This window comes from Nocardiopsis dassonvillei subsp. dassonvillei DSM 43111 (assembly GCF_000092985.1).
GTDB lineage: Bacteria > Actinomycetota > Actinomycetes > Streptosporangiales > Streptosporangiaceae > Nocardiopsis > Nocardiopsis dassonvillei.
Genome location: NC_014210.1, coordinates 3,919,791 through 3,946,529 on the forward strand (window position 1 = coordinate 3,919,791; position 26,739 = coordinate 3,946,529).

Annotated in this window: 20 protein-coding genes; 11 read left to right on the top strand and 9 right to left on the bottom strand. The window is 74.3% G+C overall.

The window, feature by feature from the left end:
• Positions 1–153 precede the first annotated feature (153 nt).
• A complete protein-coding gene (locus NDAS_RS16235) occupies positions 154–1,497 on the top strand; it encodes a PucR family transcriptional regulator (RefSeq protein WP_013154297.1) in 1,344 nt (447 codons plus the stop codon).
• 22 nt (positions 1,498–1,519) lie between these two features.
• On the opposite strand, the gene NDAS_RS16240 is transcribed toward NDAS_RS16235, so the two are convergent.
• The 3 genes from NDAS_RS16240 to NDAS_RS16250 all read right to left on the bottom strand — a co-directional run bounded on the left by NDAS_RS16240 (position 1,520) and on the right by NDAS_RS16250 (position 3,998).
• Entirely contained in the window at positions 1,520–2,329 is an 810-nt protein-coding gene (locus NDAS_RS16240) for a MerR family transcriptional regulator (protein ID WP_232051685.1), read from the bottom strand.
• Positions 2,322–2,867 carry a VOC family protein gene (locus tag NDAS_RS16245; RefSeq protein WP_041552813.1) on the bottom strand — a complete coding sequence of 182 codons (546 nt, stop codon included), beginning with the start codon at positions 2,865–2,867 and terminating at the stop codon, positions 2,322–2,324. Before NDAS_RS16245 ends, NDAS_RS16240 begins: the two co-directional genes overlap by 8 nt.
• Before the next feature lie 165 nt (positions 2,868–3,032).
• The gene (locus tag NDAS_RS16250; RefSeq protein WP_013154300.1) at positions 3,033–3,998 is read right to left on the bottom strand and encodes an LLM class F420-dependent oxidoreductase; all 966 of its coding nucleotides are present in this window, start codon (positions 3,996–3,998) and stop codon (positions 3,033–3,035) included.
• A 288-nt stretch (positions 3,999–4,286) separates the two neighbouring features.
• Here NDAS_RS16250 and NDAS_RS16255 point away from each other — a divergent pair, with 288 nt between their 5' ends.
• From NDAS_RS16255 to NDAS_RS16270, 4 genes are all read left to right on the top strand, one after another.
• Entirely contained in the window at positions 4,287–4,817 is a 531-nt protein-coding gene (locus NDAS_RS16255) for a YbhB/YbcL family Raf kinase inhibitor-like protein (protein ID WP_013154301.1), read from the top strand.
• A gap of 288 nt (positions 4,818–5,105) precedes the next feature.
• On the top strand, positions 5,106–6,158 hold the full coding sequence (locus NDAS_RS16260) for an ATP-grasp domain-containing protein (protein WP_041552814.1): 1,053 nt from the start codon (positions 5,106–5,108) through the stop codon (positions 6,156–6,158).
• Entirely contained in the window at positions 6,155–6,964 is an 810-nt protein-coding gene (locus NDAS_RS16265; RefSeq protein WP_013154303.1) for a 3'(2'),5'-bisphosphate nucleotidase CysQ family protein, read from the top strand. Before NDAS_RS16260 ends, NDAS_RS16265 begins: the two co-directional genes overlap by 4 nt.
• A gap of 125 nt (positions 6,965–7,089) precedes the next feature.
• Positions 7,090–7,629 carry a DUF1707 SHOCT-like domain-containing protein gene (locus tag NDAS_RS16270; protein WP_013154304.1) on the top strand — a complete coding sequence of 180 codons (540 nt, stop codon included), beginning with the start codon at positions 7,090–7,092 and terminating at the stop codon, positions 7,627–7,629.
• A 67-nt stretch (positions 7,630–7,696) separates the two neighbouring features.
• On the opposite strand, the gene NDAS_RS16275 is transcribed toward NDAS_RS16270, so the two are convergent.
• Positions 7,697–8,191 (bottom strand): DUF3145 domain-containing protein, encoded by a 495-nt coding sequence (locus NDAS_RS16275; RefSeq protein ID WP_013154305.1) that lies wholly within the window; start codon positions 8,189–8,191, stop codon positions 7,697–7,699.
• 307 nt (positions 8,192–8,498) lie between these two features.
• Here NDAS_RS16275 and NDAS_RS16280 point away from each other — a divergent pair, with 307 nt between their 5' ends.
• From NDAS_RS16280 to NDAS_RS16290, 3 genes are all read left to right on the top strand, one after another.
• A complete protein-coding gene (locus NDAS_RS16280; protein ID WP_167539500.1) occupies positions 8,499–9,146 on the top strand; it encodes an RNA polymerase sigma factor in 648 nt (215 codons plus the stop codon).
• On the top strand, positions 9,143–9,571 hold the full coding sequence (locus NDAS_RS16285) for a hypothetical protein (RefSeq protein ID WP_013154307.1): 429 nt from the start codon (positions 9,143–9,145) through the stop codon (positions 9,569–9,571). The genes NDAS_RS16280 and NDAS_RS16285 overlap by 4 nt, the downstream gene beginning before the upstream one ends.
• Positions 9,572–9,811: 240 nt before the next feature.
• Positions 9,812–11,881 carry a CHAT domain-containing protein gene (locus NDAS_RS16290; RefSeq protein WP_013154308.1) on the top strand — a complete coding sequence of 690 codons (2,070 nt, stop codon included), beginning with the start codon at positions 9,812–9,814 and terminating at the stop codon, positions 11,879–11,881.
• 5 nt (positions 11,882–11,886) lie between these two features.
• On the opposite strand, the gene NDAS_RS16295 is transcribed toward NDAS_RS16290, so the two are convergent.
• The 4 genes from NDAS_RS16295 to NDAS_RS16310 form a co-directional block, all read right to left on the bottom strand.
• On the bottom strand, positions 11,887–12,540 hold the full coding sequence (locus NDAS_RS16295) for an MBL fold metallo-hydrolase (RefSeq protein ID WP_019609671.1): 654 nt from the start codon (positions 12,538–12,540) through the stop codon (positions 11,887–11,889).
• A 91-nt stretch (positions 12,541–12,631) separates the two neighbouring features.
• Positions 12,632–13,453: an enoyl-CoA hydratase-related protein gene (locus NDAS_RS16300; protein WP_013154310.1), complete on the bottom strand. Its 822-nt coding sequence runs from the start codon at positions 13,451–13,453 to the stop codon at positions 12,632–12,634.
• Between the two features lie 338 nt (positions 13,454–13,791).
• The gene (locus tag NDAS_RS16305) at positions 13,792–14,370 is read right to left on the bottom strand and encodes a DUF5998 family protein (RefSeq protein WP_019609669.1); all 579 of its coding nucleotides are present in this window, start codon (positions 14,368–14,370) and stop codon (positions 13,792–13,794) included.
• Positions 14,371–14,456: 86 nt separating this feature from the next.
• A complete protein-coding gene (locus NDAS_RS16310; RefSeq protein WP_019609668.1) occupies positions 14,457–17,177 on the bottom strand; it encodes a bifunctional acetate--CoA ligase family protein/GNAT family N-acetyltransferase in 2,721 nt (906 codons plus the stop codon).
• Positions 17,178–17,476: 299 nt separating this feature from the next.
• Between NDAS_RS16310 and NDAS_RS16315 the strand changes: the two genes are divergently transcribed.
• A complete protein-coding gene (locus tag NDAS_RS16315; RefSeq protein WP_019609667.1) occupies positions 17,477–18,412 on the top strand; it encodes a carbohydrate kinase family protein in 936 nt (311 codons plus the stop codon).
• A gap of 184 nt (positions 18,413–18,596) precedes the next feature.
• On the opposite strand, the gene NDAS_RS16320 is transcribed toward NDAS_RS16315, so the two are convergent.
• On the bottom strand, positions 18,597–20,768 hold the full coding sequence (locus NDAS_RS16320) for a RecQ family ATP-dependent DNA helicase (protein WP_013154314.1): 2,172 nt from the start codon (positions 20,766–20,768) through the stop codon (positions 18,597–18,599).
• Between the two features lie 401 nt (positions 20,769–21,169).
• Between NDAS_RS16320 and NDAS_RS16325 the strand changes: the two genes are divergently transcribed.
• Together NDAS_RS16325 and NDAS_RS16330 are read left to right on the top strand one after the other, a co-directional pair.
• Positions 21,170–23,965, top strand: coding sequence for a glycosyl hydrolase (locus NDAS_RS16325; RefSeq protein ID WP_013154315.1), 2,796 nt, complete (start codon positions 21,170–21,172; stop codon positions 23,963–23,965).
• 286 nt (positions 23,966–24,251) lie between these two features.
• The gene (locus NDAS_RS16330; RefSeq protein WP_013154316.1) at positions 24,252–26,738 is read left to right on the top strand and encodes a DNA gyrase/topoisomerase IV subunit A; all 2,487 of its coding nucleotides are present in this window, start codon (positions 24,252–24,254) and stop codon (positions 26,736–26,738) included.
• Position 26,739: the final 1 nt, after the last annotated feature.

A 26,739-nucleotide genomic window follows, 5' to 3' on the forward strand; every position in this document is an offset into this window, starting at 1 on the left:
CGTGACGGGCCCGGGGGTTGTCGGCAGAGCCGGGCTTCTGGTGATATGGGAACGCGGTCCCCTCCCGACGGAACCGCTCCGGACTTTCTGGCGCACAGAGCACGCGCGGGCGTGCCACGGGCGGTTCCGCCGTGCGTCCGCGCCGGAGGTGACATGTCCTACCCCCTGCGGGAGAGCCGTCCGACGGACCCGTTCGCCCGTATCCCCCCGGAGTTGGGCGCCCGGCTGCGCCCGCTGGTGCCGTCGCTGGCGGAGGAGGCCCTGGAGGGCATCCGGCGCCGGGCGGAGTTCCACGCCGCGCCCCTGGAGCCCGCCGACGCCGAGGGTCTGCGGCGGACGGTGGAAGCCGGTCTGCGCGCCTTCCTGGACCGGGTGGAGGGCGGCCGCTCCCCCGGGCACGTGGACGCGCTGGCCGCCGAGTTCCGGGCCTTCGGCGCGGACGAGGCCCGGCACGGGCGCACCCTGGAGTGCCTGCACACGGGGATGCGCACGGCGGCGGCCGTGGCCTGGCGGCGGCTGGCCGACGCGGACGCGCTCACCCGCGACCACATGGCGGTGCTGGGAGAGGCGATCTTCGCGTTCCAGGAGGAGGTCTCGACCGCCGCGGCCGAGGGCCACGCGCGGGTGCGCGGCGCCGGGGTGGACGCGCTGCGCAGGCGCCGGGCGCGGTTGCTGGAGGTGCTGTTGGCCGAGACGGGCCCGCGGCGGGAGGAGCAGGCGGTGCCCGCGCTGGCCCGGGCCGCCCGGTGGCGGCTGCCCGGGCGGGTGGCGGTGGCGCTGCTGTACCGGGGTACGGACGGCGCGGCGGCGGCCCCGCTGGAGGCGACCCCGAGCGGCCCGTCGGCGGTGGCCCAGACGACCGTGGGCGGCCCGTCGGCGGACGCGCTGTCCGCCTCGGCGGGGGCGTTCTCACATCTCAGCGCGTTGCCGTCGGACGTGCTCGTGGGCCTGGACCGCGTGGAGCCGTGCGCGGTGGTGCCCGATCCCGAGGGGCCGGGGCGGCTGCGGTCGCTGGAACGCTCGCTGCGCGGTTCCTGCGCGGTGCTGGGCCCGAGCGTGCCCCTGGACCGGGCGCCGCTGTCGCTGGCCCGGGCCCGGGACCTCGCGGAACTCGTGCGCACGGGCGTGGTGCCGGGCGGGGGCGTGGTGCGGTGGGACGACCATCTGCCCGTGCTGCTGCTGTCGCGCGATCCCGAGCTGGTCGCGGAGATGACGCGGTCCCGGCTCGCTCCGCTGGCGCCGTTGCGCCCGCCGCAGCGGGAGCGGATGGCCGACACCCTGCTGGCCTGGCTGGAGTCGGGGCTCAACGCCAACGAGGCCGCCGAGCGGCTGCGCATCCACCCGCAGACCGTGCGCTACCGGCTGCGCCAGCTGGAGGAGCTGTTCGGCGAACGGCTGCGCGAGCCCGGAGAGCGTTTCGAACTGGAACTGGTCCTGCGGGCCCGCCGTCTGCTCGGTCCCCTGGAGGAGGGTCCGGTGTGGCCGGACGGCGGGTGACGGGCGTCTTCGCGCCACGGGGTCACCGCCAGGTGGCCGTCTCCGGGTCGATCCCGTGAGCGCGGGCGCACTCGTCGATGCTCCGCCGGAACCAGGAGGCCAACCCGGCCCGGATTCCGTCGTAGTGGGCGGAGAAGCCGGGGTCGGACTCGAACATCCTCCCCAGGCACACCTGCATCCGCCGCGTGAGCGGAAAGAAGTGGGAGAACACTTCGCGGTGGCGTTCGACGAGCGCGTCCGCCTCCGGGCTGCCCGGCACGACACCCCGGTCGAGGGCGTCGCCCAGATCGAACTGCAACGCGGACATCGACGCGGAGAGCGACTGCCACTGCTCCCGCGTGCGGAAAGCGGCCTGCTCGGCGAACTGCGCCCATTGCGCGGAACCGCCCCACACGACGCGGGCCTGCCTGGGCCAACGAGCGTCCCAGCCGGCCCCGAAGACCTCCGACTGCGCCTCGTCGTCGAGGAGGATCCCCCGCTCGTGGGCCTCGATCATCCGTTCCAGGCGCTCGTCGTGCCGTCGCAGGTCCCGGATGCGCTCGGCGAGCCGGGCACGCTGCTCACGCAGGGTGGCGCCGATCTCCGCCGTCCGGTCGTCGAGGACCTCACGCACCGCGTCCAGCCCGAGACCGGCCTCCCGGTACACGACGATTCGGCGCAGCCGTCGCAGGTCCGCGTCGGTGTACTGGCGGTAGCCGGCCGCGGTGCGCGCGGACGGCGACGCCAAGCCGACCTCGTCCCAGTGGTGGAGCGTGCGGACCGTCACCCCCACCAGCCCGGCGGCCGCGCCCACCGTGACACCGTCACCGGTGTCGCGCTCGCGTTCAACCATGGACACCATTGTGACCCCCCTCCGCCGACCCCGGGGCGACGATCCCGACCGAGGCGAGGTTCCGCGCCTCGGGGCTGTCGGGGTCGAACTCCCGCGCCGCGGTGAACACGACCCGCGCGCCCTCGGGGGTGGCCACCTCGACGTCGCGGGTACGCCACGGCGTGTCCCGCGGCCCGGTCACGCTTCCCGGCGCGAGGGCCGAGCACGCCTCGACCAGCGGATCGACCTCGCTCAGCACGCACAGGAAACTCACGCTCATCGCGGGCGCTTCGGGGGGCTCGGCCCCGGCCGCCGCGGGGACGAGCAGGACGTCCTGGAACGCCCACCGGCGCAGGTGGACCACCTGCCCCGGGACGCTGAACAGTTCGACGAAGCCCAACCCCCGCACCCAGAAATCCGTCGACGCCGCCAAGTCCGACGTCGGAACCGTCACGAACACCGGCATCGCGTAGATACCGCGGAACACCTCTGGCGCGACCGCGTCCGGTCCGCGCTCGGACAGGGGGCCCATCTCGAATGCGTCGAAGAAATCACTCATACGGTCCACCGTCCCGCCTCACGCGGCGTGAGGGTCAAGCCCGATCCGCGAAGCGGTTGTCCACAGGCGACAGACCGGCCTTCCCCGACCGTTCCGCCGAGGACTAGCGTGGTAAGCGGGGGGTCCCCCGGGCCCTCCCGCTTCGCGCTGCCCTCGCCGCGCCCCTCAGTCCCGCGGCGCCAGCGCGCGCACCACCGCGGCCGGGTCCGCGTTCGGCGGACCGATCGGCGCGACGACCGGGGTGGTCACCCCGTTGTCGACGTAGGCCCGGATCCGCTCGCGGCAGTACTCGGCGGGGCCGTGCACGATGAGCTCGTCCACCACCGAGTCCGGGATCGCGGCCAGCGCGCCCCTGCGGTCCCCCTCGTCCCACGCCTTCCACATCGGGGTGAGCTCCTCGCGGCCCAGCCACTCGTGGAACGCCCGGTAGACGGGGACGTTGAGGTAGGCCGAGATGGCCCAGCGGCCGATCCCCCGGGCGGTGTCCGGGTCGGCTTCGGGCACGGCGAGGATCCGCGCGACCACCTCCTTGTCCTCGCCGTACTGGCGCACGTGGGGCACCACCGTGCGCACGTCCTCCGGCGAGAGCCAGTTGATGACGGCTCCGTCGCCCTCGCGTCCGGCGAGCCGGAGCATGCCCGGCCGCAGCGCCGCCACCAGCAGCGGGGGCGCCTGCCCGGGGACCGCGCCGAGCGCGAATCCGTTGACGCTGAAGGTGTCGTAGTCCTCCCTGACCTTCGCGCCGGTGAGCGCGGCGCGCAGGAAGCGCACGGTGTCGCGCACCTTCTTGTACGGCTCCTCGAAGGGGATGGAGTTCCACCGCTCCACGATCACGGTGGAGGACGTGCCGACGCCCAGCGCGAAGCGGCCCGGCGCGGCGGCGGCCAGGGCGGCGGCGCTCATCGCCAGGGTGGCCGGGCCGCGCGTGTAGGCGGGCACGATCGCGGTGCCCAGGCGCAGCCGGGGCGCCCACACGCTGGCCAGGGCGAGGGGGGTGAAGGCGTCGGTGCCGTTGGTCTCGGCCGACCAGGCGTCGGTGTAGCCCAGGTCCGGCAGCCGCTCGATGAGGGCCCGCTGCTCGGAGAGCGGGACCCCCTCCAGCGGGATGGTGATGCCCCAGCGAGTGGTCATGGCGACTCCCTGTCGGTGTGAAACCGAATCCGGTTCTCTTTCCGTGCTGGCAGCACCGTACCGCCCGGTCGGTCTGTTGTCTCGGGGCGCCCCCCCTTCGCGCCGTCGGCGGCCGTGCCCCTCCGGCCGGCGCACCGCCGCCGCCCTTCCGACACGGCGCGCCGCCCCCGGGACGCGCGTGCTCTCTGGGGCGTATGTTCGTAGGGCCCGGACCGGAGCCCCGCCGACGGCGGGCGCCCCCGGCCGGGCCGCACGAGCGCATCCCAGACGAACGAAGGAGGCCCCTTCGTGGCCACGCCACCCTCCCCCTACGACTTCCTGCCCCAGGTCGCGTCGTTCACCGTCACCAGCAACGACGTCGCCGACGGACAGACCCTGCCCCGGGCCCAGGTCAGCGGGATCATGGGCGCCGGAGGCGGGGACGTCTCGCCGCACCTGTCCTGGAGCGGTTTCCCCGAGGGGACGCGCAGCTTCGCCGTCACCTGCTTCGACCCGGACGCACCCACCGCCAGCGGCTTCTGGCACTGGTCGGTGGCCAACATCCCGGCCGACGTCACCGAGCTGGCCGCGGGCGCGGGGGACGGCTCCGGCCTCCCCGAGTCGGCCGTCACCCTGCGCAACGACGCGGGCGGACACCGCTACGTCGGCGCGGCGCCGCCCGCCGGGCACGGCCCGCACCGGTACTTCTTCGTGGTGCACGCGGTGGACGTGCCCCGCCTGGAGGTGGACGCGTCGGCCAGCCCGGCCTTCCTCGGCTTCAACCTGTTCTCGCACGCGCTGGGCCGTGCGATGGTCACCCCCGTCTACGAGGTGGAGTAGCCCGCGCGGGCGGCGCGGAGCCCGGGCCGGGACCGGGACCCGGGGCCGCGCGACGCGCCGGGGCCGGGCGGCGCGGCCGTGCCGCGTCGCCCGTCCCCGGCCCCTCCTCCCCGGGGCCGGGGACACACGCGCAGTGGGCCCTTTCGGTTGTCCTGACAACCGGATTCGGCCATTTGCGGGCCATCGGGCACCCCGAGGTCTAGGCTCGTTAGGCATCCCCCCAGTCCGCCGTTCACGTCGGAAAGGGTTCGACCGGTGCCACAGCAGCCTGCGAGCAAACCAACCGTCGTGGTCACGACAGCGGGGTCGGCGCCCACGCCCGGGACCATCCTCCACCTGCGGGAACAGGGTTTCCGCGTGGTGGCGACCGATGTGGACCCCGCCGCGCCGGGCCTGTACCTGGCCGACCGCGGGTACCTGGTGCCGCCGGGCGACAGCGAGGCCTTCCTGCCCAGGATGCGGACGCTGTGCGCGGACGAGGGGGCCGTCGCGGTCATCCCCCTGGTGGACGAGGAACTCGTCAGGGTGGGCGAGCTCGCCAAGGACGGCGTGGAGGTGCTGCTGCCCCGGCTGGACTTCGTCACCACCTGTCTGGACAAGTACGTGCTGATGCGCGAGCTGGAGGACGCCGGGATCGGCGTGCCGCGCACCTGGCTGGCCTCGGAGTGGCCGAGCGGCGCCGCGGATTCCGCGCCCGGCGGACTCATCGTCAAACCGCGCTGCGGACGCGGGAGCCGCGGGGTGGTGGTCATCGACTCCGTCCGCGACATGGCGCGGGTGGTGTCCGAGGGCGGCTACGCGGCGGACGAGCTGATCGTCCAGGAGCTGGTCGGCGGCCCCGAGTACACGGTGTCCGTGGTGGTGTGGCGGGACGGCGGGGTCCAGGCCGTGGTGCCCAAGGAGGTCGTCCTCAAGCAGGGCGTGACCAGGTACGCGGTGACCCGGCGCCACCGCGAGGTGGACCGCGCCTGCCGGGCGGTCCAGTCCGCTCTGCGCGCCGACGGCCCCTTCAACGTGCAGCTGTGCCTGGACGCGGACGGCAGGCCGAGGATCTTCGAGATCAACCCGCGCTTCTCCTCCACGGCCTCGCTCACCGCGGCGGCCGGGATCGACGAGATCACGGGGCTGCTGCGGCAGGCCGTCGCGGACGGGCCCCGCCTGGAGGACGACTGGCGCGAGGGGGTGGCGATGGTGCGGCGGTGGACGGACGAGTTCGTCAGCGAGGCGGAGTTCACCTCCCACGGCATCTCGCCCGCCCCCGCGGTCGGCACGGAGCTGCCCCGGCAGCTGTCCGCGGGAGGCACGGGGCCGGTCCCGGTCGTTCCGGTGCGTGTGCGTTGACCGGCTCCGCGACGGGGACCGCCGGCGCGCACCCGCTGGCCGAGGCGATGGCGGCGGCGGTCGTGGAGGTCGGCGGTCTGCTGCGGGAGTGGCGCTCCGACGCGGACGCGCGCAGCGGGGCGTGGGAGGGGAGCCAGTTCAAGGCCCGGGCCGACGCCATGGCGCACCGGGCCCTGTCCGAGCGGCTCACCGCGATCGACGGCCGGATCCCGGTGGTCAGCGAGGAGGACCCCGAGTCGCTGCGCGGCGAGCGGCCGCACCGGTACTGGCTGATCGACCCCGTCGACGGGACCGCCAGCTACGTCCACGGGTTCCCCGGGTACGTCACGCAGGTCGCGCTGGTGGACGGGGGGCGGCCGGAGGCGGCCGCCGTGTTCGCCCCCGAGACCGCGACCCTCTACACGGCCGTGCGCGGCCGGGGCGCGCGTCGGGACGGACGCCCCCTGCCGCCCCCGCGGCCCGCCCCGCCGGGACGGGGTGTGCTCACCGACAACACCCCGGGGCCGGAGGGGATCGCCCGCAGGGTCGGCGACCGCTTCGGCTACGGCGGGTACCTGGAGAGCGGCAGCATCTCGCTGAAGCTGTGCCTGGTCGCCGAGGGTTCCGCGCACCTGTTCGTCAAGGACGTGCCGGTGCGCGACTGGGACGTGGCGGCGCCCGCCCTGGTCCTGGAGGAGGTGGGCGGCCTGGTCACCCGGCTGGACGGAAGCCCGTTCGACTACCGGGGGCCCTACGAGCACACCGGGCTGGTGGGCGCCGCCGACCCCGCCGCGTGCCGGGCCGTCTCCGACTGGCTGGGCTCCTGAGAACGCGCTCCGGGAGCCGCCCCGGGGCTGGACCGGGGGCCGCGACTCACTTTCCGTGTATCCCTTTTCCACGCCGGGTGCGGCGCGTATCGTGTGGTCACCAACTCGCGTCTTGGGGGTGGGAAGTGGAGGACGAACGCCTGCCGCTGCACCGGATGCGCGCCTCGGACGCCGAACGCGACCTCACGGTGGACCGCCTCACCACCGCGTTCGTCGAGGGCCGCCTGGACCACGAGGAGTACGACCGCCGGGTCGGTCTGGCACTGGGCGCGGTGCTGCTCGGCGACCTGCGCCCGCTGACCGCGGACCTGCCGGCGTCCCCATCCGCGGTGCACGGGGTCCCGGGCGCGCGGCAGGGCGCCGATCCGCTGTCGGACCCCCTCTCCGGGTCGGCCCGCGCCGATCCGGGGTCCGGACGCGACCGCCGGGACGGCCGCGAACCCCCCGACGCGGACGACCTGTCGCTCCTGGGCGCCCCCTGGGGCGAGTGGGGCGACGAGTGGCGCTGGTGGACGGGTGTGGCGGTGATCCTGACGAGCGTGTGGGGCGTGGTCAGCCTGATGGGCGGCGAGCTCGTACCCTACTGGCCGCTGGTGCCGCTGGGCATCTGGGCCGCGGTCCTGCTCGCCTCCGCCATCTGGCCCAGCGAGGGGGAGCCGCCCTGACGCGGCGCCCCCGCTCTGGCGCGGGCGGCCGACGCCCCGGGCGCGGCCGGGACCGCGGCGGGAGGGGTCAGCCCGCGGCGTGGAGCCAGCGCACCGGGGCGCCGTCGCCCGCGTAGCGGAAGGGCTCCAGCTCCTCGTCCCAGGCGCGGCCGGTGAGGCGTTCGATCTCGGCGGCCAGGTCGGTGCCGTCGGCCGCGGCCCGCTCCACGGCCAGGCGCAGCCGGCCCTCGGGCACGAGGACCTCGCCCGCCGCGCTGGTGAGGGCGGTGAACATACCGAGGGAGGGCGTGTAGCTGTAGCGCACGCCGTCGCAGCCGGGCGACCCCTCCTCGGTCACCTCGAACCGCAGGCGCTGCCACGCGTTCAGCGCCGAGGCCACCGAGCCCGCGGTGCCCGGCTTCCCCTGCCAGTTGAGCTCGGCGCGGTGGTTGCCGGGTGCCGCCGGTTGGGCGACCCAGTCGAGTTTCACGGGTACTCCAACGACGCCCGCGACCGCCCACTCGACGTGTGGGCACAGCGCCGCTGGCGCGGAGTGGACGTACAAGACGCCACGTGCGGACACCGAACCTCCTGATACGAACGAGTGCGCTTCCCCGACGCCCTCGTACCACGAGAAGGTTGCATACCCGCCTGAATGCTTTTGCCCCATTGTGCCCCAAGGGCACCTGGAGAACCAGCGCTCACTTTGCTTTTTCCAGCGTTCTCCCCACCTCCGGAAGCCCCAAAAGCTAGCGTGAGCCCCGGCGAGCGGGAGTCCGATCATAGTGGGAGCGGGTGTGCCAGACCAGTCGCACGAGGACATCCATGACACCCAGGCACCTCCTCAAACCGTACTTTCGACCTTTTCCGGGGAGGAAGCACCCCCACCTTTGCCGGTTCCGGCCACAACCGGCGGTGATACAGCCGGGCCCAATCCGGACGGGAACCCCGGCGAAACCGACGCCGCCGCCCCCAGCGACGCCGAGCTCGTACGGGCCGCCTGCCGGGGTGAGCACAGGGCGTGGGAGGCCATCGTGGACCGGCACCTGCCGGTCGTGAACGCGATCGCGCGCTCCTACCGCCTGTCCGTCCCGGACCGGGAGGACGCGGTGCAGACGGTGTGGCTCACCCTCAACCAGCAGCTGCCCCGCCTGCACTCCCCCGAGCGGCTCCGCGGCTGGCTGCGCAGGGTCGCCCACGACGCCTGCGGCCGACAGCGCCGCCACAGCGCCCGGGACCAGCCGGTCGACCCCCGGAGCCTCACCCGGCGGGACCCCCTCTCGGAGGACTCGGGTCCCGAGGCGCAGTACCTGCGCAAGGAGGAGCACGAGGAGCTGCACCGCGCGATCCGGCGGCTCACCGACCCCGGAGAGCGGCGGGCCGCCCTGCGCTACCTCGACGGGGCCGCGGGGCTGCCCGTGCCCCCGGCCCCGTGCGACCCGGGGTCCTCCGACGACCAGGTCCACCCCCGGACCGCCGCGAACCAGCGCCGCCGTATGCTCCGCAGACTCCGCCGCCTCCTGGAGGAACCCACATGAGCGACCACGACGATCCGGCACGGGCGCTGGCGGGGCGCGCCGCCGCGCTGGCCGCCTTCGACCGCGGCGACGACGGCGCCGACGTGGCGGCCCTGACCGGGGAGAGGGCTCCGGCGGGCGAGGTGCTGCGCTCGGCGGAGGGGGAGGAGGAAGGCCCGATAGTCACCTCCCTGCGCTTCGAGCACGGCGACCTCACCCTGGACGTGCGGGTCCACGCGCACGGTCGGCTGCGCTCGCTGTCGGGGCTGGCCAGCGGGGAGTACGACCACGCGGTCCTGCGCGTGCGCCGCCCGGGCTCCGGGGAGGACCTGCGGATCGGCGAGGACGGCGGGTTCGCGCTGTCCGGCCTGTCCCGCGGCCCGGTCAGCCTGTCGCTGCTCAGAGCGGGACGCCCTCCGGTGGTGACCGGCTGGTTCACCGTCTGACCAGGCGGACCGCCGGGCAACCGGGCCGCCGGCTGGTGATCCCATCCGTCACAGAAACGGGGAAGGCCGAACCCGGGTTGCAGACAGACGCGAACCGACTCCTGATGGTGGCCCTTCGACCGGCTTCGTCCGGGTTCGCCTCAGCCGAGTCGCGCGCGGGCGGACGCGGCCCCTCCCGCGCGCCCTCCCCGCGCTGCTATCACTGTGTGCGGCCCGCCCCCTCGGTGAAAGGCACCGGACGTGTCCCTGCGCGCCCAGCCCTCCCTCCTCTCCCCCGAGTCCCCCCTCTCCGCCGCCTGCCCGGACCACCACGCGCTGCGGTCCGGCAGGTCCCTGCTCGCCCGCGTGAGCCACGGAGTGCGGCTGGCGCAGGGTGGCATGTTCGAGCAGACCGCGGCCCTGCTGGACGAGGCCCATCGGCGCCTGCTCGGCCACCCGGTGGCCGAGTCCGCGACGGTGATGCCCGGCGTCCTGCTCAACCTGGGACTGGCGCAGACGCTGTGCGGCCGCTTCCCGCAGGCCGAGGAACACCTGCGCGAGGCCCGGTCCCTGGCACGGGAGCGCCGTCTGCCGCTGATGGGCCTGGTCATCGACCAGAACCTGGGCTGCCTCAGCCTCTACCGGGGCGACGCCCCCGCGGCCATCGCCACCTTCCACGGCCTGACCGACCGTCTGCCCTCCGAACGCCGTGAGGCGCTGCACGTGGACCTGGCCGAGGCGCTGCTGGCCGAGGGCCTGGTGGAGGAGGCGGCCACGGCGCTCGCGGACGGCCCCTGGGCCGGGGGTTCGTCGGCCAACGCCCTGCTGGTGGAGGCCAAACTGCGGCTGCTGCGGGGCGACCACCGCCACACGGTCGAGCTCACCCGCCGGGTGCGGCACTCCTTCGGTACGGGCTCGCTGTGGTACCGGCTGGCCACCCGCCTGGAGAGGATGGCGCTGCGCGAGGGCCGGACGACCTCCCCCGTGGCCCGGGCCAGGACCGCCCTGGCCGTCCGCGCGCCCCTGGCCGCGCCGCGACCGTCGGGGAAGGGTGCCGCCCACGTGGCCCTGGACACCCTGGACGCGCACGCCCGCCTCGCGCCGGGTCCCTGGTTGGCGGGCGCGGTGAGCGATCCCCACGTCGTCCGCGCGGGCCTGGAGAGCGCCCTGCGCGCCGGAGAGGCGGCCACCGCCCTGGAGTGGGCGGAACTGGCCCGGACCTGGGCCGCGCCCCACGTCCCCGGTCCCGGCGTACGCACACCCGCGACGGCCTCGCTGGCCGACCGCTACCGTGCGGCGCTGGTCCGCGGCCGCGACCCGCACGTCCTGGCCCGGCGCCTGGAGTCGGCCCGCTGGCAGGCGCACCACCAGACCCCGGGCGCGCGCCGCGCCCCCGCACCCGCGCCCGTGGCGGGCGCGCTGCTGGAGCGGCTGGGCGACCGGGCCTTCGTGCGGTACACGCGGGCGGAAGGGAAGGCCGTCGCGCTCGTGGCCGCGGCCGGACGGGTCCACGCCCGCGTCCTGGGGCCGCTCCCGCGGGTGGCCCGTGCGATGGCCCGGTTCGTCCACCCGGTGGCGTTCGCACAGGACGGCTGCGAGGCGCGGGAGGCGGCCGAGGACGTCGCACGTGTCCTCCTCGAACCGCTGCTGGCGCTGGTCGGCGACCTTCCGCTGGTCGTGGCCGGCGACTCCTACCTCGGCGATCCCCCCTGGGGCATGCTCCCCGCGCTGCGGGGCCGTCCGCTGAACCTGGTGCCCGGCGCCGGGTTCTGGCTGGACCGGACCCGCTCCGGGGTACCCGTGCCCCGCCCGCCGGAGCGGGTGCTGCTGGTGGCGGCTCCCGAACCGGACGGGGCGGCGCGCGAGGTCGCCGCGCTGGCCGACGTGTACCCGGGGGCGCGCGTGCTCCGTGCCGACCGGGCCCTGCGCTCCGACGTCCTGGCCTCCCTCGGCCGGGCCGACCTGGTCCACCTGGCGGGGCACGGGCGGGTCCCCGGCCGCTCGCCCATGCTCGCCTCGGTCGGCCTGGGCGACGGGCCGCTGCTCGCCTGCGACCTGGCCGGGCTGCCCGAGGCCCCGGACACGGTGGTGCTGTCGACCTGCTGGAGCGGCCGGGGCTTCGCGGACCGCGCCGGGGCTCCGCTCGGGTTCACCGGCGCGCTGCTCGCGGCCGGGGTCCGCACGGTGGTGGCCAGCCCCGTCCCCGTCCGGGACGCGGGGACCGCCGGGGCCATGCGGCTGTTCCACCGCGCGCTCGCCGCGGGCGTCCCCGCGCCCGAGGCGGTGGCGGTCCACCTCGGGCGGACGGGGTTCTGCTGCTTCGGCGCCTGAGGCCGCTACCAGCCGCGCTCGCGCCACTCCCCCAGGTGCGGACGCTCGGCGCCCAGGGTGGTGTCGCGTCCGTGCCCGGGGTAGACCCAGGTGTCGTCGGCCAGCGCCCCGAACACGCGCTCCTCCACGTCCGCGAACAGGACGCGGAAGTCGTCGTCGGACCAGGTGCGGCCGACGCCTCCCGGGAAGAGGGAGTCACCCGTGAACAGGTGGGTGTGGCCCTCGGGGTCGTCGTAGCGCAGGGCGATCGACCCGGGGGTGTGCCCGCGCAGGTGGATGACGGTGAGGTGGCACTCCCCGACCGGGACGCGCGACCCGTGCACGACGGGCTCGTCCACGGAGACGGGGAGTTCGTCGCCGTCGTCGGGATGGGCGACCGTGCGTGCCCCGGTCTGGCCCACGACCTCGGCGAGGGCCTGCCAGTGGTCCTGGTGGCGGTGGGTGGTGACCACCCGTGCCAGGCCCTCCTCGCCGATCAGCTCCAGGATGCGGTCGGGCTCGGCCGCGGCGTCGATGAGGACGGCCTCGCCGGTGCCCTGGCAGCGCAGCAGGTAGGCGTTGTTGTCCATCGGGCCGACGGCCAGCTTGGTGATGGTCAGGTGCGGTAGTCGTCGCAGGTCGGCGGGGCCGCCGACCCTGGTATCTCCGGAGTAGCTCACCCGACCATTGTGGCCCGCGTCCGGGAGCGGACGCACCAGGGTGGCACGGGTGTGCGGCCGCGGCGGCCCGGGCGGGGCGCCGCGGCCGGGGTCACCTGGCCCAGCGGGGCGCGCGCTTGTCGAAGAAGGCGGCGCGGCCCTCGGCGGCGTCCTCGCCGGCGAAGAACTCGGCGGACAGCTCGCCCATCCGGGCGAAGGCCTCGGTGCGCCGGTCCGGGGTCGCGAGCGCGCCCGCTCCCAGTTCGCCCAGGAGTTCCTTGGTGCGCGAGAGCGCACGCGGCGCCGAACCCCGCAGTCCCTGCAGGATCGCGTCCACGGCGTGCGGCATGTCGCGGTCGGGGACGGCCTGGGTGAGGAGGCCGGCCTTGGCGGCGGCGGAGGCGTCGAACAGCTCGCCGGTGAGGAAGTAGCGGCTGAGCTGGCGCGAGTGCATCCGCGCGGACACCGGGACGGAGATGATCGCGGGGACCACGCCGATGCGCACCTCGGTGAAGGCGAACGTGGCGCTCTTGGGCGCCAGGGCGATGTCGGCGGCGGCCACCAGTCCGATGCCCCCGGCGCGGGCTGCGCCGTTGAGCACGGCGACCACCGGTTTGGGGGCGCCCATGATCTGCTCGAAGATCTCGGGGAGCTCGGGCGCCGGTTCGGCCGGGGCGCCCCGCAGGGCCGCGCCGACCTCCTTCAGGTCGGCTCCGGCGCAGAACACCGGGCCGGTGCCGGTGAGCACGATGGCGCGTACCTCGTCGTCGGCCACCGCCGCGGCCAGGGCCGCGGACAGCTGCGCGCGCAGCCCCGCGGACAGGGCGTTGCGGTTGCGGGGGGAGTCGAGGGTGACCGTGGCGATGGAGCGCTCGACGGCCAGGCGTACCAGGGGCGTGTCGTCCGAGGGGGTCGGGGAGGGGTGCTGCGTCATCGCAGGCGGGCCTTTCTCAGGGTCCGTACTCGCGGGTGCTGGAGAGGGGGAACGCGCGCGTGCCTGTCGCGGCGCGCGTGCGCGCCCGGCTCGTGGCCGGACGCGCCCGGCTCTGTGACGTGGTGCACGAGGCCGGTCCCACCCTAGACAACCGGACCCTCAGGACACCATGTCCGTGTACATCCCGCTTGTTAAGTCCCGCTCACGGGTGGCCGCGTGTGCGGCGTGACGGGTCGCCTCCCCGGTCCGCCCCCGCCGTGGGCCGTCCGGAGCGGACACCGCGTGTGGGAGGGCCCCTGCCGCCGGGGCGGTCGGGGCCCTCCGCTGCTCCGGTGGCCTCAGGGGCGGGTGGTCGCCTCGGACAGGGCGTCGGCGAAGTGCATCATGGCCGACACCGCCCCGGCGCCGTCCGCGGCCTCGCTGACCCTCAGGGTGAGGGGCTCGGCGGTGATCGCGCCGGTGTACCCGTGGTCGAGTTCGCACTCCTCGTCGGCGCAGGCGGCCGGTTCGAGGTCGATGTGGGCGATCGCGCCCCAGTTCACGGACAGGTTGACGCTCAGCACCAGCTCGCTGGGCATGCTGCCCGGCGTGTACTGGGCGGGGTTGGGCACCACGCGGGTCAGGGCGACCGACTGGATGTTGCCCAACTGGATGCTGTCGGTGGTGGTGGAGGCGTGCGAGGTGCCGCCGGGCTCGGTGGGCGGGTGCTCGTCGGTGTGGCACACCACGAGGCGGGTCGCGGTCAGCAGCATCACCGTGATGTGCCGCCGCATCTCCATGGCCGGGTCGAAGGTCGCCTCGTGGTGCACGATGAACGCCTCGGCGCCCTCGCTCCCCAGGGCGGTGGCGACGGCGTCGATCACGAGCGCGGGGTAATACCCGCTGCGCTCGATCTCCGTCCGCCAGTCCGTGGACACGGCGCGTGTTTTCCTCATACTCCTATCCTGCCCCTTTCCCGTGACACTTCGCGACCGGGACGTGAAACGGGATGCCCACCCCATGATCAGAACGTCACCCCGCGCAGTCGCCGGGGCCCGGCGTCGGGCCGCACGTCGGGGGCCTCACGGAGCCAGACGCGCGCGCCCAGCACGTGGGCGCCGGTGGCGTTGACCAGGACCGGGTCCAGGTCGATGTAGCCGATCTCGGGGAAGGCCTCCACCAGGCGGGAGACCCGGACGAGGAGTTCCTCCAGAGCCTCCACGTTGGGCTGCTCGGCGAGCGAGGTCGCACCGGCGGGCAGTCCGAACAGCAGCGGGGCGGCCCGCACGGCGTGGATGAGGTCGGCGGCGTCCATGTCGGTGAGCGGCGCCAGCCGGAACGCCCGGTCGTCGAGCAGTTCGGCGGTCACGTCCGCCAGCCCGAAGGAGACCACCGATCCGAAGGACTGGTTGTCGCCCGCCCGGATGACCGTGGGCACCCCGGGGGCCACCATGCGCTGCACGACCAGCGAGGCCTCGTCGCCGAAGCGGTCGTGCAGGGCCGCGAAGGCGCTGCGCACGTCGTCGGGGGTGCGCAGGTCGGCGCGGACGAACGTGCCGCCCGCGCGCAGGCGCAGGTCCGGTGAGTCGGCCTTGACCACCGCCGGGTAGCCCAGCTGGCCCGCGGCCACCACGGCCTCCTCCTCCGACGTCACCGGGATGTCGGGGTAGGCGGCGATGCCGTAGCAGGCCAGCAGGTCGCGGGCGTCCTCGCCGGAGATCGCCGTCTCCTCGTCGTAGCGGCGCTCGCCGCCGAACCAGGCGATCTCCTCCGCCGAGGGAGTGGCGTTCTTGAGCGCGCGGACGATGGTGGCGCGGGCCCGGGCCCCGTCGATGTCGGGCAGCTCGGGGTGGCGTCCGGGTTTGCGGTCGCGCCACTGGGCGTAGCGGGTGGCGTAGGCCAGGGCGCGCACGGCGTCCTCGGGCGAGGGGTAGGAGGGCACCGAGCCGCGCAGGGTCTGGCCCCGGTCTCCGACGCGGCGCAGCTCCTCGGGGATCCCCTGACGGGCCAGGTAGGTGGTGACGACGGGCTTGGTCGAGTCCAGGGAGCGGGCCCGCAGCACGCGGGCGACGTCGTCGGAGATGGGGTGCAGCGCGGGGACGAACACGACCACCACCGAGTGCACGTCCTCGGCGGCCAGGGCCGTCTCCAGGGCGCGGTCGAAGTCCTCCGCGGTGGCCTGGGGGCCGAGGTTGACCGGGTCGTGCGGCTTGAGCCCCTGGCGGACGGCCGCGTCCTTGACCAGCAGCTCCAGGGAGTCGGAGTTGCCGATGATGCCCACGCGGGGCCCCTGGGGCAGGGGCTGGTAGGCGAACACCTGGGCGGCGTCGAACATCTGCGTGATGTCGTCCACCCGCACCACTCCGGCCTGCTGGAACAGCGAGGTGACCGCGTAGTCGGGCAGGGAGAGCCCGCCCGCGGCGTGGCCGGTGGGGGTGGTCCGCGCCGAGCCGCCGCTGCGCACCGCCACGACCGGCTTCTGCTTGGCCAGTCGCCGGGCCAGGCGGGTGAACTTGCGCGGGTTGCCCAGCGACTCCAGGTACTGGAGCACCACCTCCGTGGCCGGGTCCTCCTGCCAGTACTGCATGAGGTCGTTGCCGGACACGTCGGCGCGGTTGCCCGCCGAGACGAAGGTGGACAGGCCCATGCCGCGCTCGGCCACGCGCTGGAGGATGGCCCGGCCCAGGGCACCGGACTGGGAGAAGAACCCGATCGTGCCCGAGGGCGGCAGGTCCGGGGACAGGGTGGCGTTGAGCGAGATCTCGGGGTCGGTGTTGGCGATGCCCAGGCAGTTGGGGCCCACCACGCGCATCCCGGCCGCGCGGGCGGTGCGCACCAGCTCGTCCTGGCGGGCGCGGCCCTCGGGTCCGGTCTCGCCGAACCCGGAGCTGACCACGACCAGGCCGTGCACGCCCTTGTCCGCGCACTGCTCGACCACGTCGACGACCATGTCGGCGCGCACCGCCACGACGGCGAGGTCGACCTGGTCGGGGATGTCCAGGACCGAGGGGTAGGCGCGCACGCCCACGACCGCCTTGGCCTCGGGGTGGACCGGGTAGACCGGGCCCTGGAACTCCCCGCCCAGGAGGTTGCGCAGGGCGGTCTGGCCGATGGTGTGCGCGGTGCGGCTGGCGCCGATGACCGCGACCGAGTTCGGGAAGAGCAGGCGGGCGATGGAGCGCGACTCGGCGCGCTGCTCGCGGGCCCGCATGACCTCGGTGGAGTCGTCGGTGGGCTGGAGGTCCAGGGTGAGGCGGATGACGCCCTCGTCGAAGGTCTGCTGGGCGGTGTACCCGGCCTCGCGGAAGACGTTGATCATGCGCCGGTTCTCGGGCAGCACGTCGGCGATGAAGCGGCGCATCCCGCGTTCGCGCGCGGCCGCGCCGATGTGCTCCAGCATGACCGAGGCCAGGCCGCGGCCCTGGTGGGCGTCCTCCACCACGAAGGCGACCTCCGCCTCCTCCGGCGCCACCTTGTCGTAGCGCACCACGGAGACGAGGGAGTCGGAGATGGTGGCGACCAGTGCCACGCGGTCCTCGTAGTCGACGGTGGTGAAGCGTTTGACGTCGCGGTCGGAGAGCCTGGGGTAGGGCGCGAAGAACCGGTAGTAGATCGTCTCCGGGGAGAGACGGGAGTGGAACTCGCGGAGCAGGTCGGCGTCTTCGGGGGTGATGGGGCGCAGGTGCGCGGTGCCTCCGTCGGTCAGGACGACGTCGGCTTCCCAGTGGTTCGGGTAGGACTGCACGACTGCGAGACTAGACGACAAACGGCCGAATCCGGGGAAAGTCCGTGCGGGCCGCGCGAAAACCCCGCTCGGGACCGCGTACGGTGTGTCCCCCGATCGCGGAGGCGCGGGTCGGGGCCGGTGCCCCGTCCGCGGACCGGATCGGCCGCCCCGTGGGCGTTCGCGGCTCCGCGGGGGTGTCCGGAGGCGGTGTGGCCGGGGTGCTGTCACTTCGTTACACGCCGCTGACGGTTGACCTGTTAACGTCGTGCGAGCACGGATTCTGATAACCCTCGGTGGTGGCTGGCGAAATGACACGAGTGGTCGTGATCGGTGACCTGATGACCGACGCCGTCGCGCGCGCGTTCCACCCGTTGGCCCGCGGCAGCGACACTCCGGCGTCCGTGATCATGTACGGCGGCGGGTCGGGGGCGAACATCGCCTCGTGGCTGGCCGTGGAGGGCACCGACACCACGTTCGTCGGCCGCCGCGGCTCCGACATCACCGGGCGCACCCGTGAGATGGAACTCATGGGCTACGGCCTGGACTCGCGGATGGTGATGGACCCGGAGCGGCCCACCGGCACCTGCGTGGTGATGATCACGCACCGGGGCGACCGGACGATGCTGAGCGACCCGGGCGCCAACGCCCGTCTGCAGCCCGAGGACCTGCCCCGCGACGTGTTCGGCCCGGACGGGCACCTGCACGTGTCGGGCTACACCCTCATCAACGACGACTCCCGGCGCGCCGCCCGGGTGGCGCTGCGGATGGCCCGCGACAGCGGGATGTCGATCTCGGTGGACGGCGGTTCGCACGCGCCGCTGGAGCGCGCGGGCGCGGAGAACTTCCTGGACTGGACGCAGGGCGCGCGCCTGCTGTTCGCCAACGTCGACCAGGCCCGGGTGCTGACCGGCCGGGACGAGCCCGAGGCCGCCGCCAAGGTGCTGACCGCGTGGTACCCCAACGTGGTGCTCAAGCTCGGCGAGCAGGGCGGCCTGTGGGCGTCCAAGACCCGCGACGACTGCGTGACCGCGCCGGCCGAGCCGGTGGACCCGTCCCCGGGTTCGGTGGGTGCCGGTGACGCCTTCATCGCCGGTTTCCTGCCCGCGTGGCTGCTCGGCCGCCATCCCAAGGAGGCGCTGGGCCGGGCGCACCGCCTGGCGGCGCGTGCCCTGCACCAGCCGGGCGCCCGCCCGGACCTGGGCGAGGGCCAGCCGGTGCGCCGCGGCGCACCGCGCGGCCAGCGCATCCGCTGAGCCCAGCGGCCCGGCCCCGAAGGGCCGAGCCCGGACGCCCGCCCGCGCGGACCGGATCTCCCTTCGCCGGGTTCGGTGCCCCTGAAAGCCCTACGGCACGGGGTCCGGCGCGGGCGGTGGACGCGCCCGCCCGCGGCGGAACGCCCCCGCGGGGCTCCCGCCGGAACTCCCGCCCGGCCGCCGCTCATCCTCCTGCGGTGGCCAGGGTGAGCGGCAGCACCTGGGGCGCCCCGGCCCCGCGGAGCAGGGCGGCGCCCACGGTCAGGCTCCAGCCGGTGTCGGTGACGTCGTCGACCAGCAGCACCGGCCCGGGGGTGTGCTCCTGTAGCCGCGCCATCCGCTCGGTGAGCTCCTCCCCCGCCACCAGGGCGGCGTGGACCTGTTCCAGGCGCATGGCGCTGTTGTGCCTGCGCGGCCCGGTGCCCCGCTCGGTGCGGTACCCCAGCGTCCCCACGTGCGTCAGCCGCCCGAGCCGGGACAGCCGCTCGGCCAGGTCGGTGATCATCCTGGGACGGGTGAGCGAGGGCATCGCCACCACGCCGACGGGGCGCTGGTCCCAGTTCCAGTCGGCCAGGACACGCACCACGCCCTGGAGCACGCGCTCGTCCACGGGCGCGTCGGGGGCGTCGGCGGCCAGGACGCGGCGCAGCTCGTTGCCCCAGCCGATGTCGGTGAGGCGGCCCAGGGCGCGGCCCTCCCCCGCCCGCAGCTCCTCGGCGATCCTGCCGGACAGGTCCACGCCCAGGGCGGACATCCCGGTCGGCCACTGGCGCCGGGGCGCGATGGGCGTGCCGGGCCGGTCCAGGTGCTCGGCCGCGGCCTCGCGCCGGGTGGAGTCCACGTCCGCGGGCCAGTACTCGCCCGTGCACACGTCGCAGCGTCCGCAGGGCGCGGCCTCGGGGTCGTCCAGCTGGCGGCGCAGGAACTCCATCCGGCAGGTGTCCAGGTCGAGGTAGTCGAGCATGGCGCGCTGCTCGCGCTCGCGCGCCCGGCTGACGGCCGCGTACCGCTCGGCGTCGTAGGTCCACGGCCGGCCGGTGGCCTCCCAGCCGCCCCGCACCCGGCGCACGGCCCCGTCCACGTCCAGCACCTTGAGCATCTGCTCCAGGCGGGTGCGGCGCAGGTCCACCCGGGTCTCCAGGTGCGCGACGGACAGCGGTCCGCCCGCCTCGGCGAGCGCGTCCAGGGTCTGGCGCACGGTCTGCTCGGGCGGGAAGGACAGTCCGGCGAAGTACTCCCAGATGCGGGTGTCCTCGCGGCCGGGCAGCAGGACCGCCTCGGCCCGCTGTACACCGCGCCCGGCGCGGCCCACCTGCTGGTAGTAGGAGATCGGGGACTGGGGGGCGCCCAGGTGGACGACGAAGCCCAGGTCGGGCTTGTCGAAGCCCATGCCCAGCGCGCTGGTGGCGACCAGCGCCTTGACCCGGTTGGCGAGCAGGTCGTCCTCGGCCTCGCGGCGCTCGTCGGGGTCGGTCTGGCCGGTGTAGGCGCGCACCTCCATGCCCTGCTGGGCGAGGAAGCGGGCGGTCTCCTGGGCGGCGCTGACGGTGAGCGCGTAGACGATGCCCGAGCCCTGGATCTTGGGCAGGTGCTCGGCCAGCCAGCTGAGCCGGGCGGTGGGGTCGGGCAGCCGGACGACGGCCAGGCGCAGGCTCTCGCGCTCCAGGGAACCGCGCAGGACCAGGGTGTCCGCGCGCTCGCCGCCCGCCTGGAGCTGCTCGGCCACGTCGCGGGTGACGCGCTCGTTGGCGGTGGCGGTGGTGGCCAGCACCGGAACCCCCTCGGGCAGGTCGTGCAGCAGGGAGCGGATGCGCCGGTAGTCGGGGCGGAAGTCGTGCCCCCAGTCGGAGACGCAGTGGGCCTCGTCGATGACGACCAGGCCTGCGCCCGCGGCCAGCTCGGGCAGGACCCGGTCGCGGAACTCGGGGTTGTTGAGGCGCTCGGGGCTGACCAGCAGGACGTCGACCCGGCCCGCGGCCACGTCGGCGTAGGCGTTCTCCCAGTCGGTGGTGTTGGAGCTGTTGATGGTGCGCGCGTGGATGCCCGCGCGCTCGGCCGCGGCGATCTGGTTGCGCATCAGCGCCAGCAGCGGGGAGACGATGACGGTGGGGCCCGCCCCCTCGGCGCGCCGCAGGGCGGTGGCCACGAAGTACACCGCCGACTTTCCCCATCCGGTGCGCTGGACGACGAGGGCTCTGCGGTGCTCGGCGGCCAGGGCGTGGATGGCGGTCCACTGGTCCTCGCGCAGCCGGGCGGAGTCCCCGGCCAGGGCGCGCAGGTGCGCCTCGGCGCGCTCGCGCAGCGCGCCGTCGGACGCGGTGGTGGGAACGGTGCTGTCAGGGGTGGGTGTGGCCATACGTCCCTTGGTACCAGAGCCGGGGGACGGTCGAGCGGTTGTCCACAGCCCCGGTTCCGCGTGACGGGGAACCGGCCCGCGTCCCCGTCCCGCTTCGCCCGGGACCGCTCCGCCCCGGAGCGGACGCGCGGCCGACCTGGGACGGGGTTCCCCTGTAACCCTCATGAACACCGCCGGTAACAGAAAGGATACTTTCCACTTTCCTGGCATTGCGCTCCTACAACCAGGACTGAACACTCATTTACCAAGGCTCACGCCTGGGAGCGCTCCCGCCCGCCGAGGGCGGGCGCTCTACCGCGGAAGCGAGTGAAAGGCGCAGTATGCGGCACCCATGGAGTCGACCGTCCCCCCACCATCCCCCCAACGGACCGACGACAGCACGGCGCGCGCGGTCCCCGCGCATGGGCGTCCTGGCCGCCGCCACGGCCCTGGTCTGCGCCGCGGGCGTGGCCTCCGCCCCTCCGGCGGCCGTGGCCGCCGAGGTCCCCGTCGGCTCGGGCGGCTACAGCGACACCCTCCCCGCCGGAGCCCCCGGGCCCTCCGACCTGAACGGCGCCCCGGTCGACCCCAAGGTGACCGAGGACTTCGAGGGGCACGCCCCCACCAACGAGTGGTGGTCGTCGCTGATCTTCCAGCGCTACCCCGACAACCCCCACGGTGAGAACCTCTTCGCCCACCCCGCCAGCTTCCACCCCCACGAGGGCGGGCTGGAGATGGGCTACCCGCGGGACTCCCAGCTCGTCGCCGACGGCCTCAAGTACGAGCACCCCCACACCGCCGACCTGTCCCTGGGGGTCCAGGGCCTGTCCTCCCCCGACACCCGGGTCGCCGACCACGGCGACTGGACCGTCACCGCGCACTGGGAGGGCTCCGGCCGGACCCTGCGCGTGACCATCGGCCAGGGCCTGCCCTTCGCCTACGCCGACACCGCGGGCGGCGACGCCCAGGTGACCTTCTCCGGCACCCCCGAGGTCTGGCACCAGGAGGGCTCCGTGGTCGGCGCCAGCGTGGGCGGCCGCCACTACGCGCTGTTCGCCCCCTCCGACGCCCCCTGGACGCGCTCAGGCGACACCTTCACCGCCCCGACCGGCGCCGAGGGCCACTACTCCGTGGCGGTCCTGCCCTCACCCGAGGACCTGGACACCTTCGCCCCCTACGCCCACTCCTTCGTCACCGGCTCCCGCGTGGAGTACGACTACGACGAGGCCGCCGCCACCCTGACCAGCACCTACCGGGTGGAGACCGAGCCGCGCGAGGGAAGTGGGGAGGGCACGCTCATGGCCCTCTACCCGCACCACTGGCAGGAGGCCTCCACCCCCGTCACCGACCTGTCCTACTCCTCCCCCCGGGGCGAGATGCGCGTGGCGCAGGGCGCGAGCTTCACCACCGAGCTGGCCGCCCAGGGCATCCTGCCCAGCCTGCCGACCGTGGAAAGCGCCGACCACGACCGCATGCGCCAGCTCATCGACGAGGTCCTGGCCGAGCAGGAGCACTTCCCCGAGCCCGGCGACACCTACTGGGACGGCAAGGCGCTGGGCAGGCTGGCCCAGCTGGTGCCCATCGCCGACTCCATCGGCCACACCGAGGGCCGCGACGCGCTGCTGGACCTGGTCAGGGGCCGTCTGGAGGACTGGTTCACGGCCGGGGGGACCCGCCAGTTCGCCTACGAGGCCGACTGGGGCACCATGCTCGGCTACCCGGACAGCTTCGGCTCCGCCACCGAGGTCAACGACCACGACTTCCACTACGGCTACTTCGTCTCCGCGGCGGCCGTCGTGGCCCGCTACGACAGCGCCTGGGCCGCCGAGGACGCCTGGGGCGGCATGGTCCGCCTGCTGATCCGCGACGTGGCCGAGACCGACCCGAACAGCGACATGTTCCCGCGCCTGCGGTCCTTCTCGCCCTACGCGGGGCACGGATGGGCCTCCGGGCACGCGGGGTTCGCCGCCGGGAACAACCAGGAGTCCTCCTCCGAGGGCATGCACTTCGCCGCCGCCACCGCACTGTTCGGCGCCCTGACCGGGGACGAGGAGCTGCGCGACCTGGGCGTGTACCTGCACACCACGCAGGCCTCCGCCATCACCCGCTACTGGCAGGACCACGGCGGCGACACCTTCCCCGAGGGCTTCGAACACGACGTCGTCGGCATGGTGTGGGGCGACGGCGGCGACTACCGCATCTGGTGGGACGGCGGCGACGAGGAGCACTACGGCATCAACTACCTGCCCATCACGGCGAGTTCGCTGTACCTGGGGCACGACCCCGAACACGCCGGGGCGATGTACGAGTCGCTGGTGGACCGCCTGGGCCGCGAACCGCAGATCTGGCGCGACATCCACTGGGAGCACCGCGCCCTCTCCGACGGCGACGACGCCCTGCGCATGTTCGAGGAGCAGTGGAGCACCTACGAACCGGAGGCGGGCGAGTCCAAGCCGCACACCTACCAGTGGGTCTCGACGCTCGCCGAGGTCGGCACCGTGGACACCTCCGTGACCGCCGACACCGCGCACTACGCCGTCTTCACCGACGGCGGGGAGCGCACGCACGTCGCCTTCAACCCCTCCGGCTCCCCGCTGACGGTCACCTTCTCCGACGGCGTCGAACTGGAGGTGGAGCCCCGCTCGCTGGCCTCCACCACGGGCGAGGGCGGCGGCGGTGACCCCGGCGACCCGGGCGACCCGGGCGACCCGGGCGACCCGGGTGAGGGCAACGTCGGCGACGGCGGCCTGCACCTGACCCCCTCCGCGCTCTCCAGCGCCCCGCACGGCTCCGCCGGCGAGATCACCGTGGCCTCCGCGGGGGGACGCAACCAGGACGGCCTGCCGCCGGGCGACCGCGTGGTGCTGCGCGCCGACGACCTGACCGGCGCCCACACCGGCGGCGCCACCGCGTTCTCGCTGCCCGTGGACTCGGGTAACGCGGTCGGCAACGCGGTCCAGGTCCGCGTGGTCTACGACCTGGACGGCGACGGCACCGACGACCGCACGGAGACCTACCGCTACTTCGCCACCAACGACCTGAACGGCTGGGAGGAGTACACGCAGGGCCGGGGCGCGGCGAGCGCCGACGGGTCCCTCGGCGACCTGGAGGGCGGCTCCGTCCGCGTCGAGCTGTGGAGCGCCCTGGGCAACGCCTCCTCGCGGGTCCTGGTCGGCCCCGACGGCGGCGCCTCGGTCACGATCCCCTTCACCGACTGACGCCCGGCCCCCGGCGCCCCGCGGGCGCCGGGGGCGCCCTCCGCCCCGCCGCGGGACGCGCCAACCGAAACGGACCGCGCCCGCGGCTCCGTTTCGGGCGTTCCGGGCACGATCGGAGCGTTGTGCGGCCGTCCGGCACCCAAGCACAGAAACATCGCGGACCCGCCCACCCCCACACAACCCGCACGTCGCAGCGGCACACACGACGCCGCGTCACGAGGCTCACACCCGCCCGGTGACGCGTCCTTGTACGTTTCAGTCTCTGGCACAGGCCAGAATTACGGACATGGCCCGTACTACTTCCCGTCCCCCCGAGGATCTCGCCGAGAAGATCATCGACATCGACGTCTCCGAGGAGATGCGCGGCAGCTTCCTGGAGTACGCCTACTCGGTCATCTACCAACGCGCGCTACCGGACGCGCGCGACGGTATGAAACCGGTGCAGCGGCGCATCCTCTACCAGATGAACGAGATGGGGCTGCGGCACGACCGCGGCCACGTCAAGTGCGCCCGCGTCGTCGGGGACGTGATGGGCCGCCTCCACCCCCACGGCGACACCGCCATCTACGACGCGCTCGTGCGCCTGAGCCAGCCCTTCGCCATGCGCGTGCCCCTGGTGGACGGCCACGGCAACTTCGGCTCCCTGGGCGGCGACGACGCGCCGGCCGCCATGCGCTACACCGAGGCGCGCCTGGACCGCGCCGCCGAGCAGCTGGTCGCCTCCATCGACGAGAACGTCGTCGACTTCCGGCCCAACTACGACGGCCAGGAGACCGAGCCCGAGGTCCTGCCCGCCGCCTTCCCGAACCTGCTGGTCAACGGCGCCTCCGGCATCGCGGTGGGCATGGCCACCAACATGGCCCCGCACAACCTGGGCGAGGTCGTCGCGGCCGCCCGCCACCTGATCGCCCACCCCGAGGCCACCCTGGAGGAGCTCACCGAGTTCGTCCCGGGCCCGGACCTGCCCACCGGCGGCACCATCGTCGGCCTGGACGGCATCCGCGACGCCTACCGCAGCGGCCGGGGCACGTTCAAGACCCGCGCCACCGTCTCCATCGAGAAGGTGTCCGCGCGCCGCACCGGCCTGGTGGTCACCGAGCTGCCCTACAGCGTGGGCCCGGAGAAGGTCATCAGCCGGATCAAGGAGCTGGTGCAGTCCAAGAAGCTCCAGGGCATCTCGGACCTGAAGGACCTGACCGACCGCACGCAGGGCCTGCGCCTGGTCATCGAGCTCAAGAACGGCTTCAACCCCGAGGCGGTCCTGGAGGAGCTGTACCGGCTCACGCCGATGGAGGAGTCCTTCGGCATCAACAACGTGGCCCTCGTGGACGGCCAGCCCCAGACGCTGGGACTGCGCGAACTCCTCGAGGTCTACGTCAACCACCGCCTCGACGTGGTGCGCCGCCGCAGCGAGTTCCGCCGAGCCAAGCGCCAGGAGCGCCTGCACCTGGTGGACGGCCTGCTCGTGGCCCTGCTGGACATCGACCGGGTCATCTCCCTGATCCGCGAGGCCGAGGACACCGCCGCCGCCCGCGAGTCGCTCATGGGCGCCTACGACCTGTCGGAGATCCAGGCCCGCTACATCCTGGAGACCCCGCTGCGGCGCCTGACCCGCTTCGACCGGATGGAGCTGGAGACCGAGCGGGACAAGCTCAACAAGGAGGTCGACGCCCTCACCGCGGTTCTGGAGTCGGACAAGAAGCTGCGCCGCCTGGTCTCCAAGGAGATGGGCGACGTCGCCAAGGAGTTCGCCACCCCGCGTCGCACGCAGCTGCGCGAGAGCGACGGCGTGGCCCGCAGCGCGGTGATCCCGCTGGAGATGGCCGACCAGCCCTGCCACGTGCTGATGGGCGTGCACGGCGCGATCGGCCGCAGCAAGGGACCCTCGGTGCCGCGCGTGTACGAGGGCCTGCGCACCCGGCACGACGCGGTCCACGTGTCCGTCCCCACCACCTCGCGCTCCGCCGTGGGCCTGGTCACCGACCTGGGCCGGATGATCCGCGTGCCGGTGGTGGAGCTGCCGGAGCTGCCCGACGAGGGCGGGGACAGCCCGCCGCTGGCCTCGGGGCTGGACGTGTCCGAGTTCGTCCAGCTCGACGGGGACGAACGGGTGGTGTCGGTGGTGTCCATGGACGCCTCGGGCCCCGGCTTCGCCCTGGGCACGCGCGGCGGTGTGGTCAAGCGGGTCTCCCCCGACTACCCGCCCAACAAGGACGACTTCGAGGTCGTGGCGCTCAAGGACGACGACCGCGTCGTGGGCGTCACCCAGCTGTCCACGGGCGAGGAGGACCTGGCCTTCATCACCTCCGAGGCCCAGCTGCTGCGCTTCTCCGCGAGCGCCGTGCGGCCCCAGGGGCGGCCCGCGGGCGGTGTGGCGGGCGTGCGCCTGTCGGAGGGGGCGCGGGTGCTGTGGTTCGGCGCCGTGCCCAGTCCGCAGGACTCGGTGGTGGTCACCGTCTCGGGCTCCTCCGGCGCCCTGGAGGGCACCCAGGCCGGTTCGGCCAAGGTCACGCCCTTCGAGGCCTACCCGGTCAAGGGCCGCGCCACCGGCGGCGTGCGCTGCCACCGCTACCTCAAGGGCGAGGACACCCTGCTGTTCGGATGGATCGGCCGTTCCCCCGCCCGCGCCGCGCGCGCGGACGGCAAGCCGGTCCGCCTGCCCGACCCGATCGACCGTCGGGACGGGTCCGGTGACGCGCTGCCCCGCGCGATCGTTACTGTAGGTAGCGGACAGACCGACTCCGGGATCACCGTTCCCGGAGCGAAAGCCTGAC